At 32.1% G+C, this 25,868-nt stretch carries 18 protein-coding genes; 14 read left to right on the top strand and 4 right to left on the bottom strand.

Annotation, left to right across the window (positions count from 1 at the left end; translation table 11 throughout):
- Positions 1–66: 66 nt before the first annotated feature.
- Positions 67–1,737: a sulfatase-like hydrolase/transferase gene (locus tag JM658_RS15520; protein WP_236960406.1), complete on the bottom strand. Its 1,671-nt coding sequence runs from the start codon at positions 1,735–1,737 to the stop codon at positions 67–69.
- A 408-nt stretch (positions 1,738–2,145) separates the two neighbouring features.
- On the opposite strand from JM658_RS15520, the gene JM658_RS15515 reads away from it, so the two are divergent.
- From JM658_RS15515 to JM658_RS15470, 10 genes are all read left to right on the top strand, one after another.
- On the top strand, positions 2,146–3,699 hold the full coding sequence (locus JM658_RS15515) for an alpha-L-fucosidase (protein ID WP_236960404.1): 1,554 nt from the start codon (positions 2,146–2,148) through the stop codon (positions 3,697–3,699).
- A 106-nt stretch (positions 3,700–3,805) separates the two neighbouring features.
- A complete protein-coding gene (locus tag JM658_RS15510; RefSeq protein WP_236960402.1) occupies positions 3,806–4,813 on the top strand; it encodes a zinc-binding alcohol dehydrogenase family protein in 1,008 nt (335 codons plus the stop codon).
- Position 4,814: 1 nt separating this feature from the next.
- Positions 4,815–5,837, top strand: coding sequence for a sugar kinase (locus JM658_RS15505; RefSeq protein ID WP_236960400.1), 1,023 nt, complete (start codon positions 4,815–4,817; stop codon positions 5,835–5,837).
- Positions 5,838–5,889: 52 nt separating this feature from the next.
- Positions 5,890–6,564, top strand: coding sequence for a bifunctional 4-hydroxy-2-oxoglutarate aldolase/2-dehydro-3-deoxy-phosphogluconate aldolase (locus JM658_RS15500; protein WP_236960398.1), 675 nt, complete (start codon positions 5,890–5,892; stop codon positions 6,562–6,564).
- A gap of 9 nt (positions 6,565–6,573) precedes the next feature.
- Positions 6,574–8,226 carry a UxaA family hydrolase gene (locus tag JM658_RS15495; protein WP_236960396.1) on the top strand — a complete coding sequence of 551 codons (1,653 nt, stop codon included), beginning with the start codon at positions 6,574–6,576 and terminating at the stop codon, positions 8,224–8,226.
- Positions 8,227–8,301: 75 nt separating this feature from the next.
- Complete coding sequence (locus JM658_RS15490; protein WP_236960394.1) at positions 8,302–9,759, top strand: tagaturonate reductase; 1,458 nt, start codon at positions 8,302–8,304, stop codon at positions 9,757–9,759.
- A 4-nt stretch (positions 9,760–9,763) separates the two neighbouring features.
- Positions 9,764–10,591 (top strand): amidohydrolase family protein, encoded by an 828-nt coding sequence (locus tag JM658_RS15485; protein ID WP_236960385.1) that lies wholly within the window; start codon positions 9,764–9,766, stop codon positions 10,589–10,591.
- Between the two features lie 3 nt (positions 10,592–10,594).
- Positions 10,595–11,386, top strand: a complete 792-nt coding sequence (locus tag JM658_RS15480; RefSeq protein WP_236960383.1) for an SDR family oxidoreductase — start codon at positions 10,595–10,597, stop codon at positions 11,384–11,386.
- Positions 11,387–11,437: 51 nt separating this feature from the next.
- A complete protein-coding gene (gene fucP / locus JM658_RS15475; RefSeq protein ID WP_236960381.1) occupies positions 11,438–12,766 on the top strand; it encodes an L-fucose:H+ symporter permease in 1,329 nt (442 codons plus the stop codon).
- Between the two features lie 10 nt (positions 12,767–12,776).
- Positions 12,777–13,100: an L-rhamnose mutarotase gene (locus JM658_RS15470; RefSeq protein WP_236960379.1), complete on the top strand. Its 324-nt coding sequence runs from the start codon at positions 12,777–12,779 to the stop codon at positions 13,098–13,100.
- A 133-nt stretch (positions 13,101–13,233) separates the two neighbouring features.
- Here JM658_RS15470 and JM658_RS15465 read toward each other — a convergent pair whose 3' ends face one another.
- From JM658_RS15465 to JM658_RS15455, 3 genes are all read right to left on the bottom strand, one after another.
- Positions 13,234–14,916 (bottom strand): sulfatase family protein, encoded by a 1,683-nt coding sequence (locus tag JM658_RS15465; protein ID WP_236960376.1) that lies wholly within the window; start codon positions 14,914–14,916, stop codon positions 13,234–13,236.
- A gap of 114 nt (positions 14,917–15,030) precedes the next feature.
- A complete protein-coding gene (locus tag JM658_RS15460; protein ID WP_236960374.1) occupies positions 15,031–19,263 on the bottom strand; it encodes a two-component regulator propeller domain-containing protein in 4,233 nt (1,410 codons plus the stop codon).
- 749 nt (positions 19,264–20,012) lie between these two features.
- The gene (locus JM658_RS15455) at positions 20,013–21,008 is read right to left on the bottom strand and encodes a bile acid:sodium symporter family protein (RefSeq protein ID WP_236960367.1); all 996 of its coding nucleotides are present in this window, start codon (positions 21,006–21,008) and stop codon (positions 20,013–20,015) included.
- 280 nt (positions 21,009–21,288) lie between these two features.
- Here JM658_RS15455 and JM658_RS15450 point away from each other — a divergent pair, with 280 nt between their 5' ends.
- The 4 genes from JM658_RS15450 to JM658_RS15435 all read left to right on the top strand — a co-directional run bounded on the left by JM658_RS15450 (position 21,289) and on the right by JM658_RS15435 (position 25,637).
- On the top strand, positions 21,289–21,597 hold the full coding sequence (locus tag JM658_RS15450) for a hypothetical protein (protein WP_236960365.1): 309 nt from the start codon (positions 21,289–21,291) through the stop codon (positions 21,595–21,597).
- A gap of 248 nt (positions 21,598–21,845) precedes the next feature.
- Entirely contained in the window at positions 21,846–24,221 is a 2,376-nt protein-coding gene (locus tag JM658_RS15445) for a TonB-dependent receptor (RefSeq protein WP_236960363.1), read from the top strand.
- Between the two features lie 24 nt (positions 24,222–24,245).
- Positions 24,246–25,025 carry a DUF4625 domain-containing protein gene (locus tag JM658_RS15440; RefSeq protein WP_236960351.1) on the top strand — a complete coding sequence of 260 codons (780 nt, stop codon included), beginning with the start codon at positions 24,246–24,248 and terminating at the stop codon, positions 25,023–25,025.
- Positions 25,026–25,157: 132 nt separating this feature from the next.
- Positions 25,158–25,637 (top strand): DUF4625 domain-containing protein, encoded by a 480-nt coding sequence (locus JM658_RS15435; protein WP_236960349.1) that lies wholly within the window; start codon positions 25,158–25,160, stop codon positions 25,635–25,637.
- The last annotated feature ends 231 nt before the right edge of the window (positions 25,638–25,868 follow it).

Genomic DNA, 25,868 nt, shown 5'->3' with positions numbered 1-25,868 from the left:
TTAATTTTAAGTATTAAATAAAAAAACAACATCCTTCAGTCAATAACATATATAAAAACGCGATAGTTATTCCAGTTGTAATTTCTGATTCAATTCATATTGACTTTCAACAGTATATCGGAATACTTTAGGCTCTTCTTCTGTTCTAGCCTCTTTAATAGCCGTACTCCAGGCTACTTTTAAAGCTTCTAAATCCTTATTATAATTTGGATCTTCTATAATATTTTTTTGTTCAGTAGGATCTCTCTCTAAATCATATAATTCTTCATACACAGGTTGTTCTCCTCTTAAGGGTGATTCTACATAGTCTCTATAAATTGCGATATCGGTATCGTGTACGGTATACAACATTTTTGCTATTGGCAAGCCTAATTCTTTTGCTATCTCTATTTTCTTAGAAGCAGGAAATGTTTTATTAGCATAGTACCTTATATACTTGAATTTTTTATTCTGAATAGACTCACATCTGGGATTTCCAAATTGAGTAGACCATAAATTTTCAGTGTACAGATAATCTCGAACTTCCTGTTTTTTGTTATTTAGAATTGCTGAAATATCTTTTCCTTGAAATACACTCGGCTTCTTTATACCTGCCATGGATAAAATTGTTGGAGCTATATCAATAGTTTGTACGAGAGCATCAATTTTACGTCCCTTAAATGTTTTGGGCAAACGTGGATCTAAAACAATTAAGGGTACATGAGTGGTTTTTTCATAACATAATGCTTTCCCTCCAATACCATTTTCTCCCATAAACAATCCATGATCTGAAGTGAAAATAATAATTGTATTTTCAGCTACACCTACTTCTTTTAATTTAGCTCTCAACCTACCAATTAATCTATCAATACCAGTCATAGCAGCTAACTGTCTAATATATCTTTCTTTTAAATCGGAAGGTTTATCAACATAATCATAGATATCTTGACGCTCGTCAACTTTGAACAAATCTGCTGGTAACTTTGGAGTTGTTATATCTTTTTTGGCTACGTAATTAATTGGAAGTGGTATTTCTATATCTCTATATAGAGTCTTATAGATACTATCATCAGTAGATCTCATCTCCATAGTACTTGTGCTTGCACCATGAGGAAGATTAAAATTAATAGATAATATAAAAGGTTTATCCTCGGGTCTGTGTTCTAAAAAATGTATCGCTCCATTTAATCGTCTTTCATTAGGGTCTAAAAAATCATTCACTCCCTCTTGAATTATTTCAACCTGAGTATCTGCAATAGCATCGTTAAATATTTCATGTTTTTCTTTAGGATAAAATCCTAAATGACCATGACCAGCGTACCAGTAATCAAAACTAGACTCCATTACACCACTTGAATACCCTCCTTTACCCACAGGAGCATGATTCTTACCTACCCAACCTGAATAATAACCAGCATTACGCATTATAACTGGATATGATTTATTCCATGCATCAAGAGCTACACTCGTTCCTGAATTAAAATTTACATTGTGTTTTCTTTCATACTGACTTAATAATATGGAAACTCTGCTAGGAGTACAAATAGCACTCGTAACATGCGCGTTGGTAAACAACACACCTTCATTAGCTATTTTATCAATGTTTGGTGTTCTTACAATGTCATTTCCTGTACATCCCAAATAACCATACGGTTGATCATCGGTAAGTACAAATATAAAATTTGGTTTATTTTGAGATGTCGCCGCAAAGTGTATTGTGCATATTAAAAAACCTAATAGGAGCTTATATCTTCTCATAGTTAGTGTTTTGTAGTTGGTTTAATCATATAATAACAGACAAAAAACCATAGAAAGGTAAATGCCTTTTCTAAAACTATTCAAACCTAATATCATGTCAAAATAAACTAAGAATCTGTAGTACTATTAAAATCATTTGTTATAGTGAATTATTTCTCACATACATAATCAAGGTTAATTAATGTGCAAAAACATAAAATAGAGTAGTTTTTAAATATGAAGTTCTAAATTAACGATGCTATTAAATAAACCTAATTACTATTCTCTAAACCAAGAGGTGGTAGTTAAAAACTAATTAGACCAACCTAAACCCATATGTTTTAACCTTTAAAACATCTGTTACCCGTAATAATGGAGCAAGCAAATAGCTTTGTAACAGCTATAACCGTTAAACATAATTAAATTTAGATGAAATATATTAATAGGTTTATCCTTTGCTCCATTTGTGCATTTTCATTGTTATCCTGTGGAAATGAATCAAAAAAGACTTCCAAAGATGAAGGTCTTAAAAATGAAACTTCTGAAACAGGTAAAGTAGTATTCGAGCCTAATTGGGAATCGATTAAAAAAAACTATAAAGACCCTGAATGGTTTAATAATAATAAATTTGGAATATTTATTCATTGGGGAGCATATTCTGTTCCTGCATATGGATCTGAATGGTATCCAAGGCAAATGTATATGGATACGGCTACATTTACGGCACAATTAAACCTTGAGAAAAAGGGGCCTAATAATACATATCTTTATCATAAAAAAACATGGGGAGACCAAAAAGAATTTGGATATAAAGATTTTATCCCCATGTTTAAAGCTGAAAAGTTTGATCCTAAAGAATGGATTACACTTTTTAAAAAGGCAGGTGCTAAATATGTTATCCCTGTAGCCGATCATCATGATGGTTTTGCCATGTATGATGCTAAAACTACCAAATGGAATTCGGTTAACATGGGCCCTAAAAGAGATGTCCTAGGAGAGCTATTTAAAGAAGGAAGAGAACAAGGTCTTATTATGGGAGCTTCCTCCCACTATGCCTTTAATTGGTCTTTTTATAATAAAAAAGATAAGTTTGACACTACGGACCCGAAGTATGCCGACCTATATTCTCCTAAAGGAAAAGATATAAATGAACCTGTTTCTGATGAATTTAAAGAAATGTGGTGGGAAAGAACAACTGATTTGATTGATAACTACAAGCCAGATATTCTTTGGTTTGATTTTTATTTAGATATTTCTGATTACGCAGACTTACGTCCAAAAATAGCTGCATACTATTATAATAAAGGAATAGAATGGGGAAAAGAAGTTGTTATAAATGATAAAAATTTTGACCACGAAGCATTTCCAGAAGGAACAGTTGTTTATGATTTAGAACGTGGTAAACTTCCTGGAATCCGTAAACTTCCTTGGCAAACAGATACTTCTATCGGAAAAAATTCTTGGTCTTATGTTACCGATTGGGAGTCTAAATCTACCAATCAATTAATTGACGATTTAGTAGATGTTGTTTCCAAAAATGGGAACTTACTTTTAAATGTAGGTCCTAAATCTGATGGTACTATTCCTAATGATCAAAAAGAAATTTTATTACAAATTGGACATTGGTTGGATGTAAATGGAGAAGCTATATACAACACTAAATATTGGAAAACTTTTGGAGAAGGACCTACTAAAGTTAAAAAAGGTCACCATTCAGAAAAGAATAACGTTCCGTTCACTGGGCATGATATACGCTTTACTAGCAGTAACAATAATCTATATGCTACTTTGATGGCATGGCCTACAGAAAAGGATATCACCATAAAATCTATTGCAGACTATGATCTAAAAATTAAGAATGTAACTATGTTAGGTTCTTCAGAAAAAATAAATTGGGAGCTAAAAGAAACGGGAGTAAAAGTTGAATTACCATCTAAAAAGCCTACTGATTATGCACATGTTTTTAAGATTGAACTTCAATAGATAATAAAATATATTAACTAATACTGATTTATTTTCAGTTTGCAGTTAGCTTTATTAGAATACCCTCTCTTCAAGGGTATTCTTTTTAAATTTTAAATTAAACGATATGAAATATATAATCTGTGAAGAGCCAAAAAAATTCACGCTAAAGGAAAAAGAAGATCCTTCTAGAAAAAAAGGGGAAGTTCTTTTAAAAATTAATAAAATTGGGATTTGTGGCACGGATTTACATGCTTATGCTGGTAATCAAGCTTTTTTTACATATCCAAGAATTTTAGGTCATGAGTTAGCCTCCGAAGTACTTGAAGCAGATTCCGAAAGTAAGTTTAAAAAAGGTGACAAAATTGTCATTATGCCTTATTTAAGTTGTGGTAATTGTATTGCCTGTAAAAATGGAAAAACAAACTGTTGTCAAAATATTCGAGTATTTGGGGTTCATACAGACGGAGGAATGCAAGAAAAAGTTATTCTTCCTGAGTCAGTATTAATGGCAGCTCCTAATCTAACTGATAATGAGATTGCTATTATTGAACCTTTAGCAATAGGAGCCCATGCTCTTAGGCGTGCTTCAACTAAAAAAGGGGATACCATTGTAGTTGTAGGTTGTGGACCTATAGGAATCGGAATTATTAAATTGGCTCAGATAAAAGGTGCAAAAGTAATTGCCATAGACACGAATGATAGTCGATTACAATATACAAAAGAGATAATAGGCGCAGAACATGTAGTTAATGCTACTAAAAATCCTGTTGAGAAAGTAGCGGAAATTACCAATGGAAATTTGGCAGATGCAGTTTTTGATGCAACTGGGCACAAAGGAGCATTGGAATCTGGTATAAATTACATGGCACATGGCGGAAGCTATATTTTGGTAGGGTTATCTAAAGGAGACCTCACCTTTACCCATCCTAAAATACATGCTAAAGAAACTACATTGCTCTGCAGCCGAAATGCTACTCGAGAAGATTTTCAATTTGTTATAGATCATATTAAAGAGTTCCCTACTAAATCTTTTATTACTCATGAGGTAGATTTTAAGGATATGATATCTAATTTCGACTCATGGTTAGACCCAAAAACAGGGGTTATTAAAGCAATTGTTAATATAGTGTAATATGAAAAAAGTAGTAACATTTGGCGAGATTATGCTCCGTTTATCTACGGAAAGACATTTACGCTTTTCTCAAGCAAACTCCTTTCTCGCTACGTATGGAGGGAGTGAGTTTAATGTTGCTGTATCTCTCTCTAATTTTGATATCTCTACTGAATTCATCACTAGCATTCCTGATAGCGAATTAGGAATACGTGCCTTAGAAGAAATAAGAAAAAAGAATGTAGGTGCTAATTTCATTCAAAAAAAAGGGAATCGATTAGGGGTTTACTATTTAGAGACTGGTGCTTCTTCTCGTGCTAGTAACGTACTGTATGACAGGGAGGCCTCTTCCTTTACATCTTTAACTACTGGAGAAATTGATTGGAACTCTATTTTTAAAAATGCAGATTGGTTTCATTGGAGTGGAATTTCCCCAGGAGTGTCTTCAGAAGTATCAGCACTGTGTTTAGAAGCTATAAAAGTCGCAAAATCATTAGGTATCAGTGTTTCATGTGACTTAAATTACAGGTCTAAATTATGGAAATATGGAAAAAAACCTTCAGAAATAATGCCTGAATTGCTAAAACATTGTGACCTCATATTGGGAGATTTAGATACTGCATGTTTAATGACGGGACTTGAAAAAATCAATCCCGATTACAGTCAAGCAAATATTCTATCTGAAGCATATGATTCTTTTTTACAACATTTTCCTAACATTAAAGTAATGGCTACTACTCTTCGCTATTCATTAAATGCTTCGCATCAAAAAATTGGAGGGGTATTATATGATAAAAATAAAGTATATGTTGCCTCTTTAAGAGAGGTTGTTCCTGTTGTAGATAGAGTTGGAAGTGGAGATGCCTTTATGGGAGGTCTTATATACGGACTTATAAAACAACCCGATAACCTTCAATATGTTATAGATTTTGCAGCGGCCACTTGTTGTTTAAAACACTCTATACCGGGAGATTATAATCTTGTAAGTGTTTCTGAAGTAGAAAAACTAATTTCAGGGAATGAGGCTGCATTAGTAGCTCGATAAATATTAATAAAAATACAAAAGGATTAAATTATTACATTGTAACTAATAATATATGAATTATACCAACCGAACCATAGTAGCAGAAACCATAACAAATCTGGGTTTAGTACCTCTTTTTTATCATAATGATATTGAAATTGCTAAGAGAATTTTAAACTCTTGTTATAAAGGGGGTGCAATAGCGATCGAGTTTACTGCCCGTGGCATAAATGCTCAAGAAGTATTTTCGGCATTAATTAAATATGCTAATAAAGAACTTCCAGGATTGCTCTTAGGGGTTGGTTCTATTACAGATGCTGCAGCAGCATCTTTATATATGCAAATGGGTGCTAATTTTATAGTTACTCCAGTATTAAGAGAAGATATTGCTAAGATATGTAATCGTAGAAAGGTTTTATGGATGCCAGGCTGCGGAAGTCTTACAGAGATCGCAACTGCAGAAGAACTTGGTTGTGAAATTATTAAACTCTTTCCTGGATCAATTTATGGACCTGAATTTGTTAAATCGATTAAAGGTCCGCAACCATGGACACGTATTATGCCTACTGGAGGTGTAACTTCTGAAAAAGAAAACATAGAAAAATGGTTCAGAGCGGGAGTATGCTGCGTAGGAATGGGATCTAATCTAATTTCTAAAGAGATTATCAATACTTCAAATTATACATTATTAGAAAATAATATTGCCAACACCCTTAAAGACATTCAACTTATAAAAAATACCTTATAAATTTTATTTATGGAGTTCAGTTACGTACAAATAGATCCTAAAGATAATATTGTTGTCGCCATTAAAAATTTACCTAAAGGAACAATAGCACAGATTGGGGATTTATCAGTTACCCTAGAAGAAGATATAAAACAGAAACATAAATTTGCTTTACACGCTATAAAAAACGAAGCACCAATATATATGTATGGCGTGTTAATCGGTATTGCTACAAAAGATATTAATGCTGGTACCGCTATTACTGTATCTAATATAAAACATGCTTCTGCTGAATATCTAGAGAGAAAAAAAATAGAAAAATGGATACCTCCTTCTATTCAAAATTTTAAAAACCGCACTTTTGATGGATATCACCGCAAAGATGGAAAGGTTGGAACTGCTAATTATTGGCTTGTTATTCCCTTAGTCTTCTGTGAAAATAGAAATGTAGAATTATTAGAAGCTTCTCTAAATGAAGCATTAGGTTATAATAATAAAAAAGATATTTCTATAGATACCCATGAACTAATAAAAAAATATCAAGCTGGAGATAGTATAGATGCTATTTATAATACACCTATTATAAGTACTCGTAAGGAGTTAATGAAAAATAGAGTTTTTAAAAATGTAGATGGTATCAAGTATTTAAAACACGATGGCGGATGCGGAGGAATAAGGCAGGATGCCGAAACACTTTGTAGGTTATTGGCAGGATACATAATCAATGCAAATGTAGCAGGAGCGACAATTTTAAGTTTAGGGTGTCAGAATGCACAAATGGAAATGTTAGAAAAAGCTATAAAAGAGATTAGTCCTAACTCTGAGAAACCAGTTCATTATATTGAACAGCAACAAAGTAAAAATGAGCACACTTTCATTGAAGAAGCTACAAAACTAACTTTTCTTGGTCTAATTGAAGCTAATAAAACATCTAGAAAACCAGCACCATTAAGCAAGTTAAAATTAGGGTTAGAATGTGGAGGGTCTGATGGATTTTCAGGAATCTCAGCCAATCCTGCGTTGGGGTATGCCTCCGATTTATTAATAGCTCTAGGTGGAAGTGCTGTTCTATCCGAGTTTCCTGAACTGAATGGTGTTGAACAGGAGTTAATTAATAGATGTGTCCATGAAGAAGATGCTCAAAAGTTCACAAAACTCATGAAAGCATACTCTTCGGCGGCTGTAGCTGTAGGGTCTGGATTTGAAAATAATCCTTCCCCTGGAAATATAAAAGATGGCCTTATTACTGATGCTATGAAATCTGCTGGAGCTGCTAAAAAAGGAGGAACTTCTCCTATTGTGAGTGTCTTAGATTATACCGAACAAGCAGAAAAACCTGGTCTAAGTCTTCTATGTACCCCAGGAAATGACGTAGAGAGCACCACTGGACTAGCAGGTTCTGGATGTAATATAATTGTTTTTACTACTGGTTTAGGTACTCCAACTGGCAACCCAATTACACCAGTTCTTAAAATGTCTAGCAATACTACCTTATACAATAAGATGAAAGATATTATAGATATCGACGCAGGGACAATAATAACTGGAGATTCTTCTATAGAAAGTATGGGAGAAAAAATAATATCAGATATTATTGAAGTTGCAAGCGGTAGAAAAGAAGTGAAAGCTGAAATTAATAGTAATAATGATTTTATTCCTTGGAAAAGAGGGATATCGCTATAAGTAATTATAACCAATAACATCTACGATAGATTCGATAACATTTATCAGTAGAGAAACCCTTTTATTGAAGTAAATATGAAGTCAAATAAAATACATACAACAAGAGATAACCCCGCTAAAGTTTTACAATTTGGTGGAGGTAACTTTTTAAGAGCGTTTATAGATGATTTTATAGAGGTTTTAAATGAAAAAACTTCATTTAATGGAAATATTATTATTGTCAAGCCTACTAAAAGCGGTGATTATGCTGCATTAAAAAATCAGAATGGTCATTACAATATAATTTTAGAAGGTATTAAAGATGAAAAGGCCTCCTCCATAACTAGAACTATAAATTGCATAAGTAATATCATACATTCTTACAATGAATATGATGCTTACATAGCTACTGCTAAAATTCCAAGTATTCGCTTCATTATTTCGAACACTACAGAAGCGGGAATTACCTTTAATAATAATGATTTATTAGAAGATACACCTGCCAAAGAATTCCCTGCTAAATTAACACAATGGCTCTTTACACGATACAATCACTTTAACGGTGAAAAAGATAAAGGGTGCATCTTTCTACCATGTGAATTAATTGAAAGTAACGGAACGTCCTTGCAAAAAGCAATTATTGATTACATCAATCTTTGGGAATTACCTAATGATTTTAAAGAATGGATTTTAAAAAGTAATTATTTCTGTAATACATTGGTAGATCGTATTGTTTCAGGATATTCAGAAAAATTATCTGAAAAAATTTATAAAGAGAAAGGGTATAAAGACGAGCTTTTGGTTGTTGGAGAAACCTACCATAGCTGGTTAATTGAGGGACCAGATTTTATTGCTAAGGAACTTCCTTTTTCACAAACTGATTTGCAAGTTAAATTTGTAAATGATTTAACTCCCTATAGAAAATTAAAAGTTAGAGTACTTAATGGAGCACATACTGCCATGGTTCCTGTAGCTTATTTGGCCGGAATAAAAACGGTAAAAGATGTAATGAAACAGCAAGAGCTATTGAACTTCGTACAAAACTTTTTACAACTGGAAGTAATGCCTATAATGAGCAAGGAATTCTCTGAAAATGAAATTGAAAACTTTATTAACGATACTTTAAATAGGTTTAAAAACCCATATTTAGAACATCAGCTTATTAGAATTTCTTTAAATAGCATTACGAAGTTTCGTACACGCTTACTCCCTACTCTAATTGATTTTTACGAGCAAAAAAATAGTCCTCCAAAGCATATTATCTTTTCACTTGCTGCATTAATCGTTTTTTATAAAGGCAAATATCAAGAGACAGAAATCCCTTTAAAAGATGATGAAAAATATCTAAAATTCTTTAAAAGACAGTGGGATGATTTAAATAAGGAAAGAATAAGCATTAATCAGTTTACACATATAATTGCAAAGAGTGAACTCTTATTTGAGAACGACTTAACACAATTTCCAGAATTAACAATTTTATTAGAACAATACATAAACTCCATCTTAAGCATGGGGGTTTTGAATAGTTTATCTGCAATTAATCTAGAAAATTAAAAATATGATTATCGATAGTCATCAGCATTTTTGGAATTATGAAATTGAAAAGCATTCTTGGATAAATGATGAAATGAAAGTTATCCGTAGGGATTTCCTTCCAAAAGATTTAAAACCAATATACAATCAGCATTCTATTACCGGGTGTGTTGCAGTTCAAGCAGACCAAACCTTAGAAGAAAATGATTTCCTCTTAAAACTTGCTGCCGATAATAACTTTATTAAAGGTGTTGTAGGTTGGTTAGACCTTCAAAATAATAACATAGAAAAGAGCATAGAACAATATGCATCTAACTCTTTATTTAAAGGTGTTAGACATATTGTACAAGGGGAAGAAGATCCAAATTTTGTTCTCAGAAAATCTTTTAGTAATGGAGTTTCTCTATTAGAAAAATATCAGCTCAGTTATGATATTCTTGTATTTCCACACCAACTAGGAGCTACTTTAGAATTCATAGAGCGATTTCCTAATCAAAAATTTGTAATAGATCATATAGCAAAACCATATATAAAAGATGGGTTTTATAGCGGTTGGGCTACTTTAATAAACGCTATATCAAAACATGAAAATGTGTATTGCAAACTTTCTGGGATGATCACAGAAGCCGATTATAAACAATGGAATTATGAGCAAATAGTTCCATATATGGAGCTAATATTAGCGAGCTTCGGTCCAAAACGAATTATGTTTGGATCTGATTGGCCGGTATGTTTAGTGGCTGGGAATTATAATGAAGTTAAAAAATTAGTATCTCAATTTGTAACTCGTTTATCTAATAGTGAACAAGCTGCTTTTTGGGGTGAAAATGCAATAGAATTTTATAATTTATAAGATATGGATTTACAATTAAAAGATAAGGTTGTTTTAGTAACTGGAGCAGCTGGAATAAAAGGAAGTATAGGAGAGACCATCGTTCAATCATTGGCAAATGAAGGAGCAATTCCTGTTATTATTTGTAGAAATGACCGTGGTTTTGAATACCAAAAAGAATTGAATGATAAAGGTATTGATAGCCTCTTTGTTAAAACAGATCTCACTGACACCAAACAAATTGAAAAGGCTATAAAAACTGTGGAAGATAAATACCATCGTATAGATGTTATTATAAATAATGTTGGTGTAAATGATGGAGTTGGAATTAATGGTAGCATTGAAGAATTTATGAAGTCACTCCAATTAAATTTAGTTAGCTATTTTGCCATGGTAAAATATGCATTACCCCTTTTAAAAGCTTCTAAAGGAAACATCTTAAACATAGGGTCTAAAGTCGCATTAACAGGACAAGGCGGAACTTCTGGTTATGCAGCATCAAAAGGAGGTGTTTTAGGATTAACTAGAGAATGGGCTGTTGATCTTATTAACTACAAAATCCGATCCAATGCTATTATCATTGCAGAAAGCTATACTCCTGCCTATGAAAACTGGATTGATTCCCTTCAAAATGGGCAAGAAAAATTAAAAGCAATCACAAAAAAAATCCCACTAGAAAATAGAATGACTACCCCTGAGGAAATCGCAAATGCATGTTTATTCACTATTTCTAATATTTCCTCTCATACAACTGGGCAATTTATATTCATTGATGGAGGATATGTACACTTAGACCGCTCATTACTTCCACAGTAACGTATAGCTACAATAAAAAAAATTATAATATTACGCAGTTAAATTAACCTTATGAAAAAACACACCCATGCTATTGTTTCAAAGAAAGTTTTAATACCATTCATTTTAATTACCTCTTTATTTGCTTTATGGGGCTTTGCAAATGATATTACCAATCCTATGGTATCTGCTTTTAAGAAAGTCTTGGAGCTTAATAATTTTCAAGCCTCTTTAGTACAATTAGCTTTTTATGGAGGATACTTTACAATGGCACTACCCGCTGCTATCTTTGTTAATAAATACTCATATAAAAAAGGAATCCTTTTAGGCTTGGCTCTTTATGCTATAGGTGCCTTACTTTTTATCCCAGCTGCTGCATATCAAGAATTTGTTTACTTCTTGGCAGCATTATACATACTCACTTTTGGCTTAGCTTTTTTAGAAACAACTGCTAATCCTTATATATTATCTATGGGAGCTCCTGAAACTGCTACACAGCGACTCAATCTAGCACAAGCTTTTAATCCTATCGGAGCCTTAGGAGGACTTATAGTCGCTCAAAATTTTATTTTAGGGGCCCTACAATCAGATGACTTAGATTCTCAAGGAAACTCTGTGTATGAAACTTTATCTGAGACTGCAAAAGCTACTATAAGAACCAGTGACCTTGCAGTTATTAGAAATCCATATGTAATCTTAGGCCTCGTTGTAATTGCCTTTTTTATATTGATTTTTATTGTTAAAATGCCTAAAAATAAAGAACAAGAATCTAAGGTAAACATTAAAGATGCCATAAAAAGACTTTTCTCACATCCTAAATTTTATGGAGGGGTAATAGCTCAAGCTTTTTATGTAGGGGCTCAAATAATGTGTTGGACTTATTTATATCAATATGCGGAATCTATCGGAATAGATAACCAAACAGCTGTAAAATATGGAATCATTGCACTGATCGTCTTTTTAATTGGTAGATGGATAGGTACAGCGTTACTACGTTATATTAATTCAGGAAAACTACTATTTATATTTTCCATAGGAGCTATGGTTGCAACATTAATTACCATTTTTATTCCTGGATATATTGGACTTTACGCCTTAGTAACTGTATCATTTTTTATGTCTATCATGTTTCCAACTATTTACGGAATTGCATTAGAAGGACAAGGGGAAGATGCTAAATTTGGAGCGGCCTTTTTAGTAATGGCTATTGTAGGAGGTGCACTTATGCCCACTCTACAGGGAATTATTTTAGATATAGGAGGCGATGGATATACCGACACATTAATTCTTGGTGTACCTGAAGTAAATTTTTCATTTATTCTCCCACTTCTTTGTTTTATTGTAATTGCGATATATAGTAGAAACGTTTATAAAAAATATCATACTGCTGATGAAAACTAAAAGACATTGTATGGCTTGTGACCTTAAACAAGACCAACAACTAATAGAAAAATACAAAGAATATCATGCTGCGGGTAATGCCTGGCCAGAGATAACTAAATCAATTAAAGAGGCTGGTATCCTTGATATGGAAATTTATCTAACTGGCAATAGACTGTTTATGGTTATGGAAGTTAATGAAACTTTCGATTTTGATACCAAAGCTTATATGGATGCAAACAATAAAAAGGTACAAGAATGGGAAAGTTTAATGCAGAATTTTCAACAAGAGCTTCCATGGGCTCCAAAAGGAATTAAATGGCTTCCAACAGAACAAATCTTTAAATTAGAATAAATTTGACAGCATACATTCTTAACTATAGAATCTACAAGAAATAAAGCCCATTCCATATATCAGGAATGGGCTTTAATCAAACATATTTAACTAACCAATTTAACTATAATTTGAATTTATAAATATTCATTACTTAATCATTCCAATGAGCATCGATTACCTTTTGAATATGAGGGTAGTTTTTATCAGTTTCATTTAATTGCTTTCTAAGTTTTATAAGTTCTAACTTTAAGCTATCTATAATCTTATTATAATTGGGATCTTTATAGGCATTATTCATTTCATTAGGATCTTTTTCCAAATCATAAAACTCCCATGCAACAGGTGTTTTTCTCGTAAAATCATTACCCCAACTGTCCTTATTCCATGTTGCTTTTGGGTCATCTGTATCTACCCAATACCTTCCGTAGAAAAAAATAAGTTTATATTTCTTTGTCCGAATTCCAAAATGAGCAGGATTACCATGCTTATGAGCCATATGCATCCAATAACGATAGTAAGTTGACTGCTGCCAATCTTTTGGTTCTTTACCCGTTTCTAGGATTTCTTTAAAACTATTACCCTGCATATAAGTTGGTTTCTTACCTCCTGCTAACTCTATTAGTGTTGGTGCAAAATCAGTATTATTAACAATTGCATCCGTTCTAATTCCTTCTTTTATTTTCTTTGGATAGCTTACTATTAACGGCATTCGCATGGATTCTTCATACATCCATCGTTTGTCAATATAATCATGTTCTCCAAGCATAAACCCTTGGTCTCCTGTATATACAATGATAGTATTTTCTAACAATCCTTCTTTATCCAAATAATCTATTATTCTTTTTACATTATCATCTACCCCTTTTACACAGCGCAAATATTTTTTTAGATAATCTTGATATACTTTTTTAGTAATATTTTTTTCTTCAGAAGTATTATCAAAAGGTACATATTCACTTTGTGCAATAGCATTTGCATCTCTATAATTTTTATAAACGCTGCTATCAGGATATATATTCATAGCTTGATTACGAATTAAATTCCTTCTAGATACAGAAGAACCGATAATTCGCGTTAAAGAATCGTTTATACCACGAGTAGCTATAGATCCATTTGACTTATTATCATACAAACTTTCTGGTTCAGGAATAAACTCTTCTTCAAGATAATTATCATATCGAGGAGCATTTTCAAAATCATCATGAGGTGCCTTAAAATGATGCATTAAGAAAAATGGTTTACTGGGATCTCTTTTATTTTTCAACCAATCTAGTGTAGAATTAGTAATAACATCAGAAGAATGCCCTGTAGTATGTTCAATGTTATTTGGCCATTGTCCATTTCCCTTTACTCTAAAATCAGGATTAAAATATTTTCCTTGAACAGGTAAAACTTTATAATAATCAAATGCAGCAGGTTCTTCATGTAAATGCCATTTTCCTATAATTGCAGTTTGATATCCCAGAGCGCTAATTTCTTTTGGTAAATACTGTCTATCTGGCGGTAAAACACCTTCCAAGTCGATTACGCCATTTGTTTGCGCTCTTTGTCCCGTTATAATAGCTGCTCTACTTGGAACACAGATAGAATTATTTACATAACAATTATCAAAAACAACTCCATTTTTAGCAATTTTATCAATATTCGGTGTAGGATTTAACTTAGCCAATCTACTCTTATACACCCCAAATGCTTGTGTTGTATGATCATCGGCCATGATATACAAAATATTAGGTTGTACTTCTTTTTCCTCTTTTTCTCCTTTACAAGATGGAAATAAAAACACTATAGATACTAAAAGCAATATCCATGTATTTTCTTTAATGTATTTCATTACAGTATGGTTAATTTATTTAGGATTAAAAGTAAGCTATCAAAAAGTGCACCTCTATAACTGATCATTATAATTAGGCAACATATGTCTAATTTGACGTATTTATAAGTATAACTAATCTGTTTTATTTCCTTTTTGCTGTACATACTCACTTGGTATGACTCCAAACTGTTTTTTAAAGCATTTAGAAAAATAAGATGCTGTGTTAAAACCTGTTTTGTACATCACCTCTTTTACTGTTAAATCACTATTTTCGAATAGCTGAACCGCACGTTTTAGTCGTATATTTCTTATAAATTCACTAGAAGTCAGCCCTGTTAATTCTTTGAATTTTAAATAGAGGTTGCTTCGACTATAACCCATTTCTTTTACAAGCATTTCAACATTAAAATCGGTATTCATCATATGTTTCTCAACAATCTCCATAGCTTGATTTAGAAATTTTTCGTCAGTTGAGGTTACAGTCACCTCATTGGGTTGTAAATGAATCTCTCTATTAAAGCGTTTTCTAAATAATTCCCTTTGCTTTATAATATTAGCTAGTTTTAATTGAAGAGCATCCATATCAAAAGGCTTACGGATATAATCATCTGCACCATTTTTCAAGCCCTGTATTTCACTCTCTTGAGAAGCTTTAGCAGTTAGCATAATGATAGGGATATGACTTGTAGTAGGGTTTGTTTTTAATTGTTCACATAATTCAATGCCATCCATTACTGGCATCAATAAGTCGGTAAGAATAATATTTGGAGCGTGCTTTTTTGCCATTTCAAAACCACTTTTCCCATTTTCAGCTTCATAAATAAAATATTCTTCTTTTAAGGCCTGATTTATAAAAGTTCGAATATCTTTATTGTCATCTACAATTAGTAAAACAGGTTTCTTAGAACTTGTTCTAGGTAAATTTCCGTCAACGATATCGTCATTAATTCCAATTGCAAAAGATTCACTTTCAGAAGAACGCACATAATAATCGTTATCTGAAGCTTCTTTACAAGTTATTTCTGGAATATTAATATATGCTTCTTTATCCTTTGGAATTAAAATCTTAAACTTCGTTCCAATATTTTCTTTGCTAGTAACTGTAATCTCCCCTACATGAAGGTTTACAAGATTTTTAACGAAAGAAAGGCCAATTCCCATTCCTTCAGGATTTCTATCTTTTTTGTCTCCATCAACATAAAACCGCTCAAAAATATTATTCATTTTCTCCTTCGGAATTCCATGCCCAGAGTTTTTAACTACAATCTCTACATAGTCCATTTTATTAGCATACGAAGAATTAGCTATATTTTTTCGCACTTTAATTTTAACTCTTATTTTTCCATTATCAGGAGTAAATTTAAATGCATTAGATAATAGGTTATTCAATATTTTTTCTAATGCATCATGATCAAACCATGATTTTAATGACGTGTCGTCTGTTTTAATTTTGAAATCTATCTTTTTCTTTTGAGCTAAGAACTGAAAAGGTTCTGACACTTCTTTGATAAAAGAAACGATGTTAGTATTACGCACTACAAGTCGCATTTTTCCTTGCGTAATTTTTCGAAAATCTAATAACTGATTCACAAGACGCATTAAATAATCAGTATTTTTATTCATAAGCCCTAATTGTTCCTGTAATACTTTCCAATTAAGCTGTTCTCCACTCTTCTGAATGTACTCTAAGGGTCCTTTTATTAAGGTTAACGGTGTTCTAAACTCATGAGAAATATTAGTAAAAAACTCTAGTTTTAAACGTTGTAATTCCTCTGTTTGCTCTTTTTCTAATTCATCTAGCTCTAATTGGTGTTTCTTAGTAGCATTCTTTATTGTATATCGCCATGACAACACGAGAATTAAAATTATTAATAATATATATGTGCAATAAGCCAGTTCGGTTTTCCAAAATGGGGGTATTATGTGGATTGACAAAACAGATGGTGTGGGGTCCCACAACCCATCATTATTAGATGACTTTACTTTTAATTTATAATCTCCTGGTTCCAGATTAGTATAAGTTGCAAATCTCTTTGAAGCGTCAGTTTTCATCCAATTTTCATCAAAACCTTCTAATTTATATTGAAACTTGTTTTTCTGAGGAGCTGCATAATGTAATGCTGAGAACTCAAAAGAGAAACTATTTTGATTATATGCTAATTCGATTTTATCTGTGTTCTCTATTGCATGATTTAAAATAACCCTATCATCTACTTCCTTTCCTACCTCAATGGGATTGTTATTAATTAAAAACTCTGTTATTACCGTTTTAGATGGGATTTTATTGTTCTCTATAGTTGAAGGATAAAAAGAATTATATCCATTAACCCCTCCGAATAATAACTGCCCATTATCTTTTTTTAAATATGCCAATTCTTGAAACTCATTACTTTGTAAACCATCATTAACATCATAATTAGTAAAAGTTTCTGATTCAACATTGAACATACTTAATCCTTGATTTGTAGAAATCCATAAATCTCCCTTATCATCTTCTAGAATCGCTTTTATTACGTTATTAGGAAGTCCATTTGCTTCGGTATATACTTGAAAGTGAACTTTATTTGTTTTTTCATTTCGTACTAGCTTATTGAGTCCTCCTCCAAAAGTACCCACCCAAATATTGTTCTTACTATCTTGAAATAGCGACAATACATAATTATGACTAAGAGATGTAGCCGCTCCTTTAAGATTCTTATAATTCTTAAAATTTGGTGTCTTTTTTGAGCGCTCTTCATAAGATATAAATGAGAGACCATTACCAGTTGCAAACCATAAATTTCCTTCGTTATCCTCTAAAATATCTCTTATAATATCATTAGAAAGGGAATTTAAATTTAACTTCTCATGATGAAAGTTATCTATTTGATAAGCAGTTTTATCAGTATTAAGCTTGTATCTATAAATTCCTCCTGAATATGTTCCCAACCATATATTTTCATCAGAGTCTTGCTTAATACTAAATACACTTTTTTCAAGTTCCGTTATAGGAATAAAATCTTTGTCTTGAACGGGTCTTGTTAAATTCATATTTAATCTATATAAACTAGGCGACCCCTCTGCTCCTATCCAAAGTTCTTTTCTATTAAGATAATCAACTTCAGAAATAACAAAAGCCTTATGTACCGATGGAAACTTTTTAAACTTAACTTGCCCTAAACTCCCCTCACTTTTAAGCTGCATATTTAAGCCTCCTCCTTCTGTACCTATCCACATGGTCCCATTAGAGTCTTCATACATGGATCTTATTTTATCGTAACTTAAACTTTGAGGGTCTACAGTTTTTTTTACATGATCAAACTTTTTCCTATTAGGATCTAACTTATTAACTCCACCTCCATTTGTTCCTACCCAAATGATCCCTGTATCATCAATAAATAAAGACTTAACAATATTTTTTGTAATACTAAAATTACTCCTTGGATTATACACGAACCTATCTACAAATTTTGGAGTTCCATTTTTATTTTCAAACAATAAGAGTCCATTGTTTGTTCCTCCCCAAATATTGTTTTGCTGATCAATAATCAACTCATTATAATAACCATCATAAATTAATTCAGCTTGTGGCCTTTTATCATGAACATCTATAAAATACAACCCTAAAGAAGTCCCTACATACAAATTGCCATTATAATCTTGAGCTATACTTGAATTATTTACTTCTGGAAGATTAAAATAACCATTCATATGTTTAAAATAAGCCTCCCCATTATTATCACGAGATAATTTATAAAGACCATATGTAGCTCCAACCCAAATGTCTCCCATATTATCTTCATATATCTCACCAATAGTATTTACTTCCTTATCAAAACCTGTAAATTTATCTTCTAAATTATATCTTAAAAAAGTACTTTTAGCTATAGAATCATGAAGCTTTAGCATATTAATACCTTCATTAGTTCCTACCCAAAGCCTATTTTTAGAATCTAAAAGTACCCTAGAAACATAATTATTACTGATACTTTTATTGTTTCCTTCTTGATGCTCAAAATTTATAAACTTACCCGTATCTCTTTCTAAATATGTCAATCCATTTCCTGTGGTACCAATCCATAGATTACCTACAGTATCCCCAACAATTGAAAATATCAAATTACTATTGATGGAAGTATCGTTATTAGGGTCAGGTTTAAAAACGTGAAAGTCATATCCATCATATTTATCTAACCCATCATGCGTACCAAACCACATATAACCATATACATCTTGGTATATAGAGTTTACATCATTTTGAGAAAGCCCCTCAGCAGTAGTAATATGATCAAAATAATTACTTTGTTGAGCACTAATTACACCTGAAATTCCTAAGAAAATAGTTATAAAATGGATAATAGGTAAGGTTGATTTATTTATAGCCATATATAATTAATAATATAGAATGCAATATATGTAACAATGTGGCAAAATGATTTAATCATGTCTTTTTTTGTACAACATATGGTTTTTACAGGAAACAAAAGTGAAGTCACAAAAACACAAAGAACTAATTATCAGGTAATAATAATAAAATAAAGTAGATAATTAATTCACCTACACGTTTTAAGACTTCAGTCTAAATTGATTAAACTATCGATTATTAAGTAGTATATAGTATTACAAAGCTTTAGTATTTTCTGATGCTTTTGTGTAAGAAATAGCGGTAAATCTTTTAAAATATGTTTCTGTGGGAATCTACCATTTTAGCATAGGTAAACACAATAAAAAGTCAACCTTACTTTTGTCTTCAAGATAAAAATAATCTTATATATTCTCATGCTCTCAATACTAATTCACCTCAAAATCAACTAAATCGAAGGCGTACTACATATGCCTAGATAGGTCAGAACACCCCTTATAGCGGTTACGGAAGACCTTATTTGGGTCGTTTTATGGCTAAAAACCCCTATTAAGCCACCACATAGCCCTATCTACACCCCCTTTGACCCCTCTCTTCATGGGGTGTTGCCCACCTCAATACCCCTAAAAGGCCATAGCAAGTGGCAAAAAAGCCTTCTTTTATCGCTTATAAGCATTAATTTAACGGTTAGAACCCATCTCAACACCCCTCTAGGGGGTATCCATAAGGGGGCAAGCCCCCCTGTTGCCTCCCTATTTTCCATTGTTTATAATTATGCATCTCCCTCTTTATTAACTTGTAAGTTGGAATATTCTTGCTCCATCCTTGAAGCCATAGTACTGATTAATAATAATTGTACAGCATGATATAACATTAAAGGCAGTAAAATTATACCTAGTACCGCCATATTTCCGAAGATTATTTTTGAGAAAACTGTTCCATGCACTAAAGATTTTTTAGTCCCACAAAATGTTGCTGTAATTTGATCTTCTCTGGAGAAAGAGAGCTTTTTTGAAATAAAATTTGTTATCATAAACATGAACATGAATAAAGCTAATACTCCTAAAAGAAGAAATGACAGGTCCTTTATAGATATAGTTTTGAAAGTATCTCCATTAAAAGATTCAGCAAAACTTTTATATATTATTAATAAAATAATCGATTTATCAAAAAATGTGAGTTTTGCATTATGTTTTTGAGCAAAATCACCCAAAAAACGTTGTAGTAAAAGTCCCAATATTACTGGGAGGACTATTTGAATAATTAATTTGCTATAAATTTCTGTAAAATCAAATTCTGCTTGCTGTCCTTGCACAAAAAGTCCCATCCAAAGTGGAGTAATTATAATCCCAATAATACCTGAGATACTAGCATTAAAAATAGCAGCTGGAATATTTCCTTTAGCCATAGAAACCATTACTACAGAAGATGATACTGTAGATGGTAGCGCGGCTAGAAAAAAGAATGCCAACCAAATAGTTTCTTGTTCTTCATTTTTAATTAATGGTTGAAACATTAATACTATTAACGGAAATATTAAAAACGTAGATACTTGAACTAACAAATGAAGTTTCCAGTTTTTAAGCCCTGCTTTTAATTTCGTAGGACTTAGTTTAAGTCCGTAGAAAAAGAATATTAGCGAAATTCCTATCGCACTTATTGTGTCAATAGGAATTTTACTTTCTTTTGCTCCCCATTCCGGAAAAAAATAGGCTATTATAATAATCCCGATAATAGAGAGAACAAATTTATCTATCTTAATTTTCATCTATAATTTCTTTGTCTTTATTACAAAATAGAATACTAGCGGTAATACTGTAAACGAGTTATTAACGAATATTTAATAGTACCAAAGTTAAAATATAATAAGAACAAAATTAGTAATAATACTGCAGGAACAATTGTTGTTAATCGTTTACCATCTCTATTTTCACTATTAAACTCACTAACCCTTGTCGCTTTATCAACCTTTGAAAGTTTAACATTTCATGTTTTTATTCACATTAAATTAACAAGCTTTTTAATTTTATTTAGTAGGTTTGCTTCTTATGAATAATGGTTATCTAAAAAATAGTATCACCTTTATATTTCTAGCCCTTTTTCTTTCTGTAAAAATGGTTGGATTACATGCGCTTACACATGCGGATGATAAAGATCATGCTATACACTGTACGATATGTGATCATGCCATTGCTCATGAATTAACTCCTGTTATAGCATCAGACTTTCAGGAAGTAAATATTGAAAATCCACATTTTTTCGTTGAAAACGATATTATCAATCATTATGATTTTTACAATTGTGGTACCATTACTACCGATCAGCTTTTTTCACGCCCCCCTCCTTTTTTATTATAAGTAATCCTATACATTTTAAGAAACAATCAAGACAGCTTTAATTTCATTTATGGTTGCTATTTTGCGTAGACACCTTTTAATAATGTAAATTAAAACTCCTTTAATTATATCTCTTTAATTAAGTTATATAACTATGACTTAGTTATACTAGCTAGGCTATAAAGGCACGATACGCTGTATAATTCTATGTATAGGTTTTGCAATGGTTCTGCACTTAGAACAATCATTCAAATCTTATAATATTCAATATGATAATCTCTAAAATACTGAGCTTATGGCTATGCTTTGCCCTATGCTCAACAGTATTTGCACAGGAATCTTACACCGTTAAGGGATCTGTGTTGAATGCTAACACATTAAATCCTATAGAGGGAGTAACTATTGTAGGTGAAGGTTTTCAGGCTATATCTTCATCAACAGGCCAATTTATAATTAATAATCTTTCTCAAGGAACACATACATTATATGTTTCTCATGTCGGCTTTAAGCCTAAAGAGCTTACCCTCCATGTAATAGAAGATATGCAAACGCCTGCAGTTACTTTAAATATAGCTACTACTAATCTTGATGAAATTGAGGTGCATGGCAAATCTAAAAATAGAAAACTCCAAGAAACTCCTACAGTTTCTTACGAAATAGATGAGGAGTTTTTAAAACAGAATAGGGAAAATAGCTTAATGCAAACACTAGATAAGCTACCTGGTGTGAGTACCATTAATATAGGATCTGGACAATCTAAACCCGTAATACGTGGGCTTGGATTTAACCGAGTTTCTGTAGTACAAAATGGAATTAAACATGAAGCACAACAATGGGGAGGCGATCATGGATTAGAAATTGATCAATACGGACTTGAAGCTATTCAAATAATTAAAGGACCTGCATCTCTGTTATATGGTTCTGATGCTATTGCTGGTGTAGTAAATATAAAACCCTCCTCAATACCAATAAAAAATTCTTTTAAAGGAGATGTCAACCTTTTAGGAGAAAGTAACAATGACTTATTTGGAATTTCAGCAGGAATACAGACTAGAAATGATAAATGGTTTTATAATGGGCGAATAACATACCGTGATTATGGAGATTATAAAGTTCCTACAGATGAGATTAATTATGAAAACTACATTTTTGAGTTACATAAAAATAATTTAAGAAATACTGCGGGGAAAGAGGCAAATGCAAGCTTTAGTGTAGGTTTTATAACAGATAACCTTAAAACGGTTACCTACATAAGCAATGTAAATGCTAAAAATGGCTTTTTTGCCAATGCCCATGGTTTGGAAGTTAGAACATCAAACATTGATTATGATAGTTCTAATCGAGATATCGATTTGCCTTTTCATACAGTTAATCATTTTAAGTTAACTAACAACACCACAGTTTTTAAGGGAAACCATCAGCTTAATTTTGATATTGGTTATCAGAACAATTACAGAGAAGAACACTCAGAGCCAGTTCCCCATGGATATATGCCTAAACCTACTGATAGTAAGGAGAGACTGTTTAATAAAAATACGTTTACCCTAAATGCTAGAGATCAATTTAAACTAGGAGAAAATCATGAGATTGTTGCTGGTATAAATGGAGAATTTCAGGATAATAGCATTGGAGGTTGGGGATTTTTAATTCCTGCCTACCAACGATATACCGCAGGATTATTTGCTTATGATCAATTTGAAATTAATTCAGATTTGCATTTGCAAGCAGGAGTACGGTATGATTACGGGGTTCTTAACACAGAATCATATTTCGACTGGTATCCTTCTACAATTAACAATTCTGATGGTTCTACCTCTTATGTGTATTTACAAAGAGCGCAGGATAAAACTTTAAACTTTGGGAATTTTAGCGGTTCTCTTGGATTGAGTTACATCAACAATAACACATCTTATAAAGTTAACCTAGGTAAAAGTTTTAGAATGCCTTTAGCAAATGAATTAGCTTCGGATGGAGTTAACTATCATATGTATCGGTATGAAAAAGGAAACTTAGATTTAGATGCTGAAGAATCTTATCAGTTAGATCTAGAAATTACCCATACTCAAGATAAATTTTCAGTAGGAATAAGTCCATTTGTTAATTTTTTTGATAATTACATTTATCTAAATCCAACTTCCAATTATTATGAAACCTTACAAATTTATGAATATACACAAAGTAAGGTTTTTAGAATAGGAGGAGAAATTCAAGCAAGCACTAGGTTGTTTAAGAATATACAACTAGATGCTGCCGTAGAATATGTGTATTCAAGACAAACAAGTGGTCCAAAAAAGGACTTTACATTACCTTTTTCGCCACCGCTATCTGGACTTTTTACGGCTAGTTATCAGTTTAAAAAATTACTTTTTCTCAGAAACCCGCAAATCGTTGCAAATTATAGGGTTACTGCAGATCAAAATGAAATTGTTCCGCCAGAAGAACCTACTGATGGATATCAAGTTTTAAATATGTCATTGCTCACAGAAATCAATGTACTAAAAAACAAACTTCCACTTGATGTGAGAATAAAAGTTAACAATATTTTCAATAAGAAATATTTCAATCACACTAGTTTCTATAGACTTATAGAAGTCCCAGAGGCTGGAAGAAATATATCTATATCCCTAACGCAAACATTCAATTAATATTAATAATTAAACACAATCATTATGAATTTCAATTCTAAATTTTTAGCAATCGTCGCATTTTCAGGAATCCTATTAACTTCTTGTAGTAGTGATGATGACAACAACATTAGCGTAGAGGCTCCTGAAATTTCCAACTTTGAATACGGAGAAGGAAGCTCACATTCTACGGATCAAGTAGCATACAAAGGCTCCGACATACACCTAGAAGCAGAAATTAATGCTCCTGCCGTAGTAAGTAGTATTGATGTTTCAATTCACGGACACGATTTAACTCCTGAAGAAGGAGAAGTTGATTGGGATTTTGAGAAAGTTTATACAGATGAAAAATATCTGGTAATCAATCCTACATTTCATGAACATATCGATATTCCGAGTAATATTCCTGCTGGAGAATACCATGTGGTTCTTACGGTAAATGATGAACTTGGAAATAGTACTGAAGTAGAAGGGCATGTGCAAGTATTGGATGCCATTGTATTAAGTAATTTCTCTATTGATGCTACCGCGGTTAGAGGTAGCGACTTCCATGCCGAATTTATGATTAATGCTGTTAATAGAGTTCATAACATTACCGTAGATATCCATGCCCATGGCATAACTCCAGGAGCTGGAGAGGCAGAATGGCATTATGAAGAAACTTTTGAAGAAGGGTATCATGAATTATCAGAAGTAGAATTTCATGAGCATATAGATATTCCTGCTACTGCACCAGCTGGAGAATATCATATGGTTTTTAAAGTTGAAGACGAAGAAGGAAATATTAAAGAATACAGTTCTCATATTGATGTAACTGTTGAATAATATAAACAAATGAAATACAACTCTCTCAGGGTACTCTTGAGAGAGTTGTATTAAAACAGCTTTAACTCTATTGAAGCACCGATCGAAGAATTATAGCTTCTATAAAAGATTTAATTACTTAAATTTTCACAAATGAAATTAATAATAAAACATTTATTCCTTTTTTCATTGCTCACATCAGTCATTTCATGTACTAGTGATGATAGTATAGATAAAGATGAAGAAAAACCTTCTATCACAATTAATTATACAGAAGGATTTCCTAAAGCTTGTACGGAACTTGTAAAAGGAGAGACATACAACTTTAGAGCTAAAGTAACAGACAACATGGCGCTAGCCACTTATAGCATAGATATTCATCATAATTTTGATCATCATACACATGACGATCAAAGCGAAGAATGTGTATTAGAGTCTATAAAAGTAGCTGTAAACCCATTAATTTTTATGGAGAATTACACTATTGAAGATGCTCCAACAAATTATGAGATTAATGTTCCTATAACAATCCCAAATGATATAGATACTGGAGACTACCACTGTTCCTATTCCGTAACAGATGAAACAGGTTGGCAAAGTAGAACATCAATAGACATTAAAATAATTGACTAAAATTAGTCTGTTAACTAATATAATTAGAGGTTAATTTTTATGTATGATTCAGTGTCTGGTTTTGGAGTCTGGCACTGTTCCTAATTTAAAAGTATTTAACTTTATTACTATAGGATTACATAATAATTCAGTAACCAAAAAAATGCACACTCAAATACGGAAAACCGCAATTAAGTGTGCATTATATTATCTATTTATAAAGCTTATTAGCTGTTCTAAATAGATAAAAGA

Origin of the sequence: Joostella atrarenae, from assembly GCF_021764745.1 — a bacterium.
GTDB lineage: Bacteria > Bacteroidota > Bacteroidia > Flavobacteriales > Flavobacteriaceae > Galbibacter > Galbibacter atrarenae.
Note: the sequence above shows the minus strand (reverse complement) of the source record. Positions and strands in the feature narration are given on the sequence as shown.

Excerpts from the sequence above, each read along its gene's own strand:
- JM658_RS15520 (WP_236960406.1), bottom strand. The coding sequence starts at position 1,737 with ATGAGAAGATATAAGCTCCTATTAGGTTTTTTAATATGCACAATACAC.
- JM658_RS15515 (WP_236960404.1), top strand. The coding sequence starts at position 2,146 with ATGAAATATATTAATAGGTTTATCCTTTGCTCCATTTGTGCATTTTCA.
- JM658_RS15510 (WP_236960402.1), top strand. The coding sequence starts at position 3,806 with ATGAAATATATAATCTGTGAAGAGCCAAAAAAATTCACGCTAAAGGAA.
- JM658_RS15505 (WP_236960400.1), top strand. The coding sequence starts at position 4,815 with ATGAAAAAAGTAGTAACATTTGGCGAGATTATGCTCCGTTTATCTACG.
- JM658_RS15500 (WP_236960398.1), top strand. The coding sequence starts at position 5,890 with ATGAATTATACCAACCGAACCATAGTAGCAGAAACCATAACAAATCTG.
- JM658_RS15495 (WP_236960396.1), top strand. The coding sequence starts at position 6,574 with ATGGAGTTCAGTTACGTACAAATAGATCCTAAAGATAATATTGTTGTC.
- JM658_RS15490 (WP_236960394.1), top strand. The coding sequence starts at position 8,302 with ATGAAGTCAAATAAAATACATACAACAAGAGATAACCCCGCTAAAGTT.
- JM658_RS15485 (WP_236960385.1), top strand. The coding sequence starts at position 9,764 with ATGATTATCGATAGTCATCAGCATTTTTGGAATTATGAAATTGAAAAG.
- JM658_RS15480 (WP_236960383.1), top strand. The coding sequence starts at position 10,595 with ATGGATTTACAATTAAAAGATAAGGTTGTTTTAGTAACTGGAGCAGCT.
- fucP (WP_236960381.1), top strand. The coding sequence starts at position 11,438 with ATGAAAAAACACACCCATGCTATTGTTTCAAAGAAAGTTTTAATACCA.
- JM658_RS15470 (WP_236960379.1), top strand. The coding sequence starts at position 12,777 with ATGGCTTGTGACCTTAAACAAGACCAACAACTAATAGAAAAATACAAA.
- JM658_RS15465 (WP_236960376.1), bottom strand. The coding sequence starts at position 14,916 with ATGAAATACATTAAAGAAAATACATGGATATTGCTTTTAGTATCTATA.
- JM658_RS15460 (WP_236960374.1), bottom strand. The coding sequence starts at position 19,263 with ATGGCTATAAATAAATCAACCTTACCTATTATCCATTTTATAACTATT.
- JM658_RS15455 (WP_236960367.1), bottom strand. The coding sequence starts at position 21,008 with ATGAAAATTAAGATAGATAAATTTGTTCTCTCTATTATCGGGATTATT.
- JM658_RS15450 (WP_236960365.1), top strand. The coding sequence starts at position 21,289 with ATGAATAATGGTTATCTAAAAAATAGTATCACCTTTATATTTCTAGCC.
- JM658_RS15445 (WP_236960363.1), top strand. The coding sequence starts at position 21,846 with ATGATAATCTCTAAAATACTGAGCTTATGGCTATGCTTTGCCCTATGC.
- JM658_RS15440 (WP_236960351.1), top strand. The coding sequence starts at position 24,246 with ATGAATTTCAATTCTAAATTTTTAGCAATCGTCGCATTTTCAGGAATC.
- JM658_RS15435 (WP_236960349.1), top strand. The coding sequence starts at position 25,158 with ATGAAATTAATAATAAAACATTTATTCCTTTTTTCATTGCTCACATCA.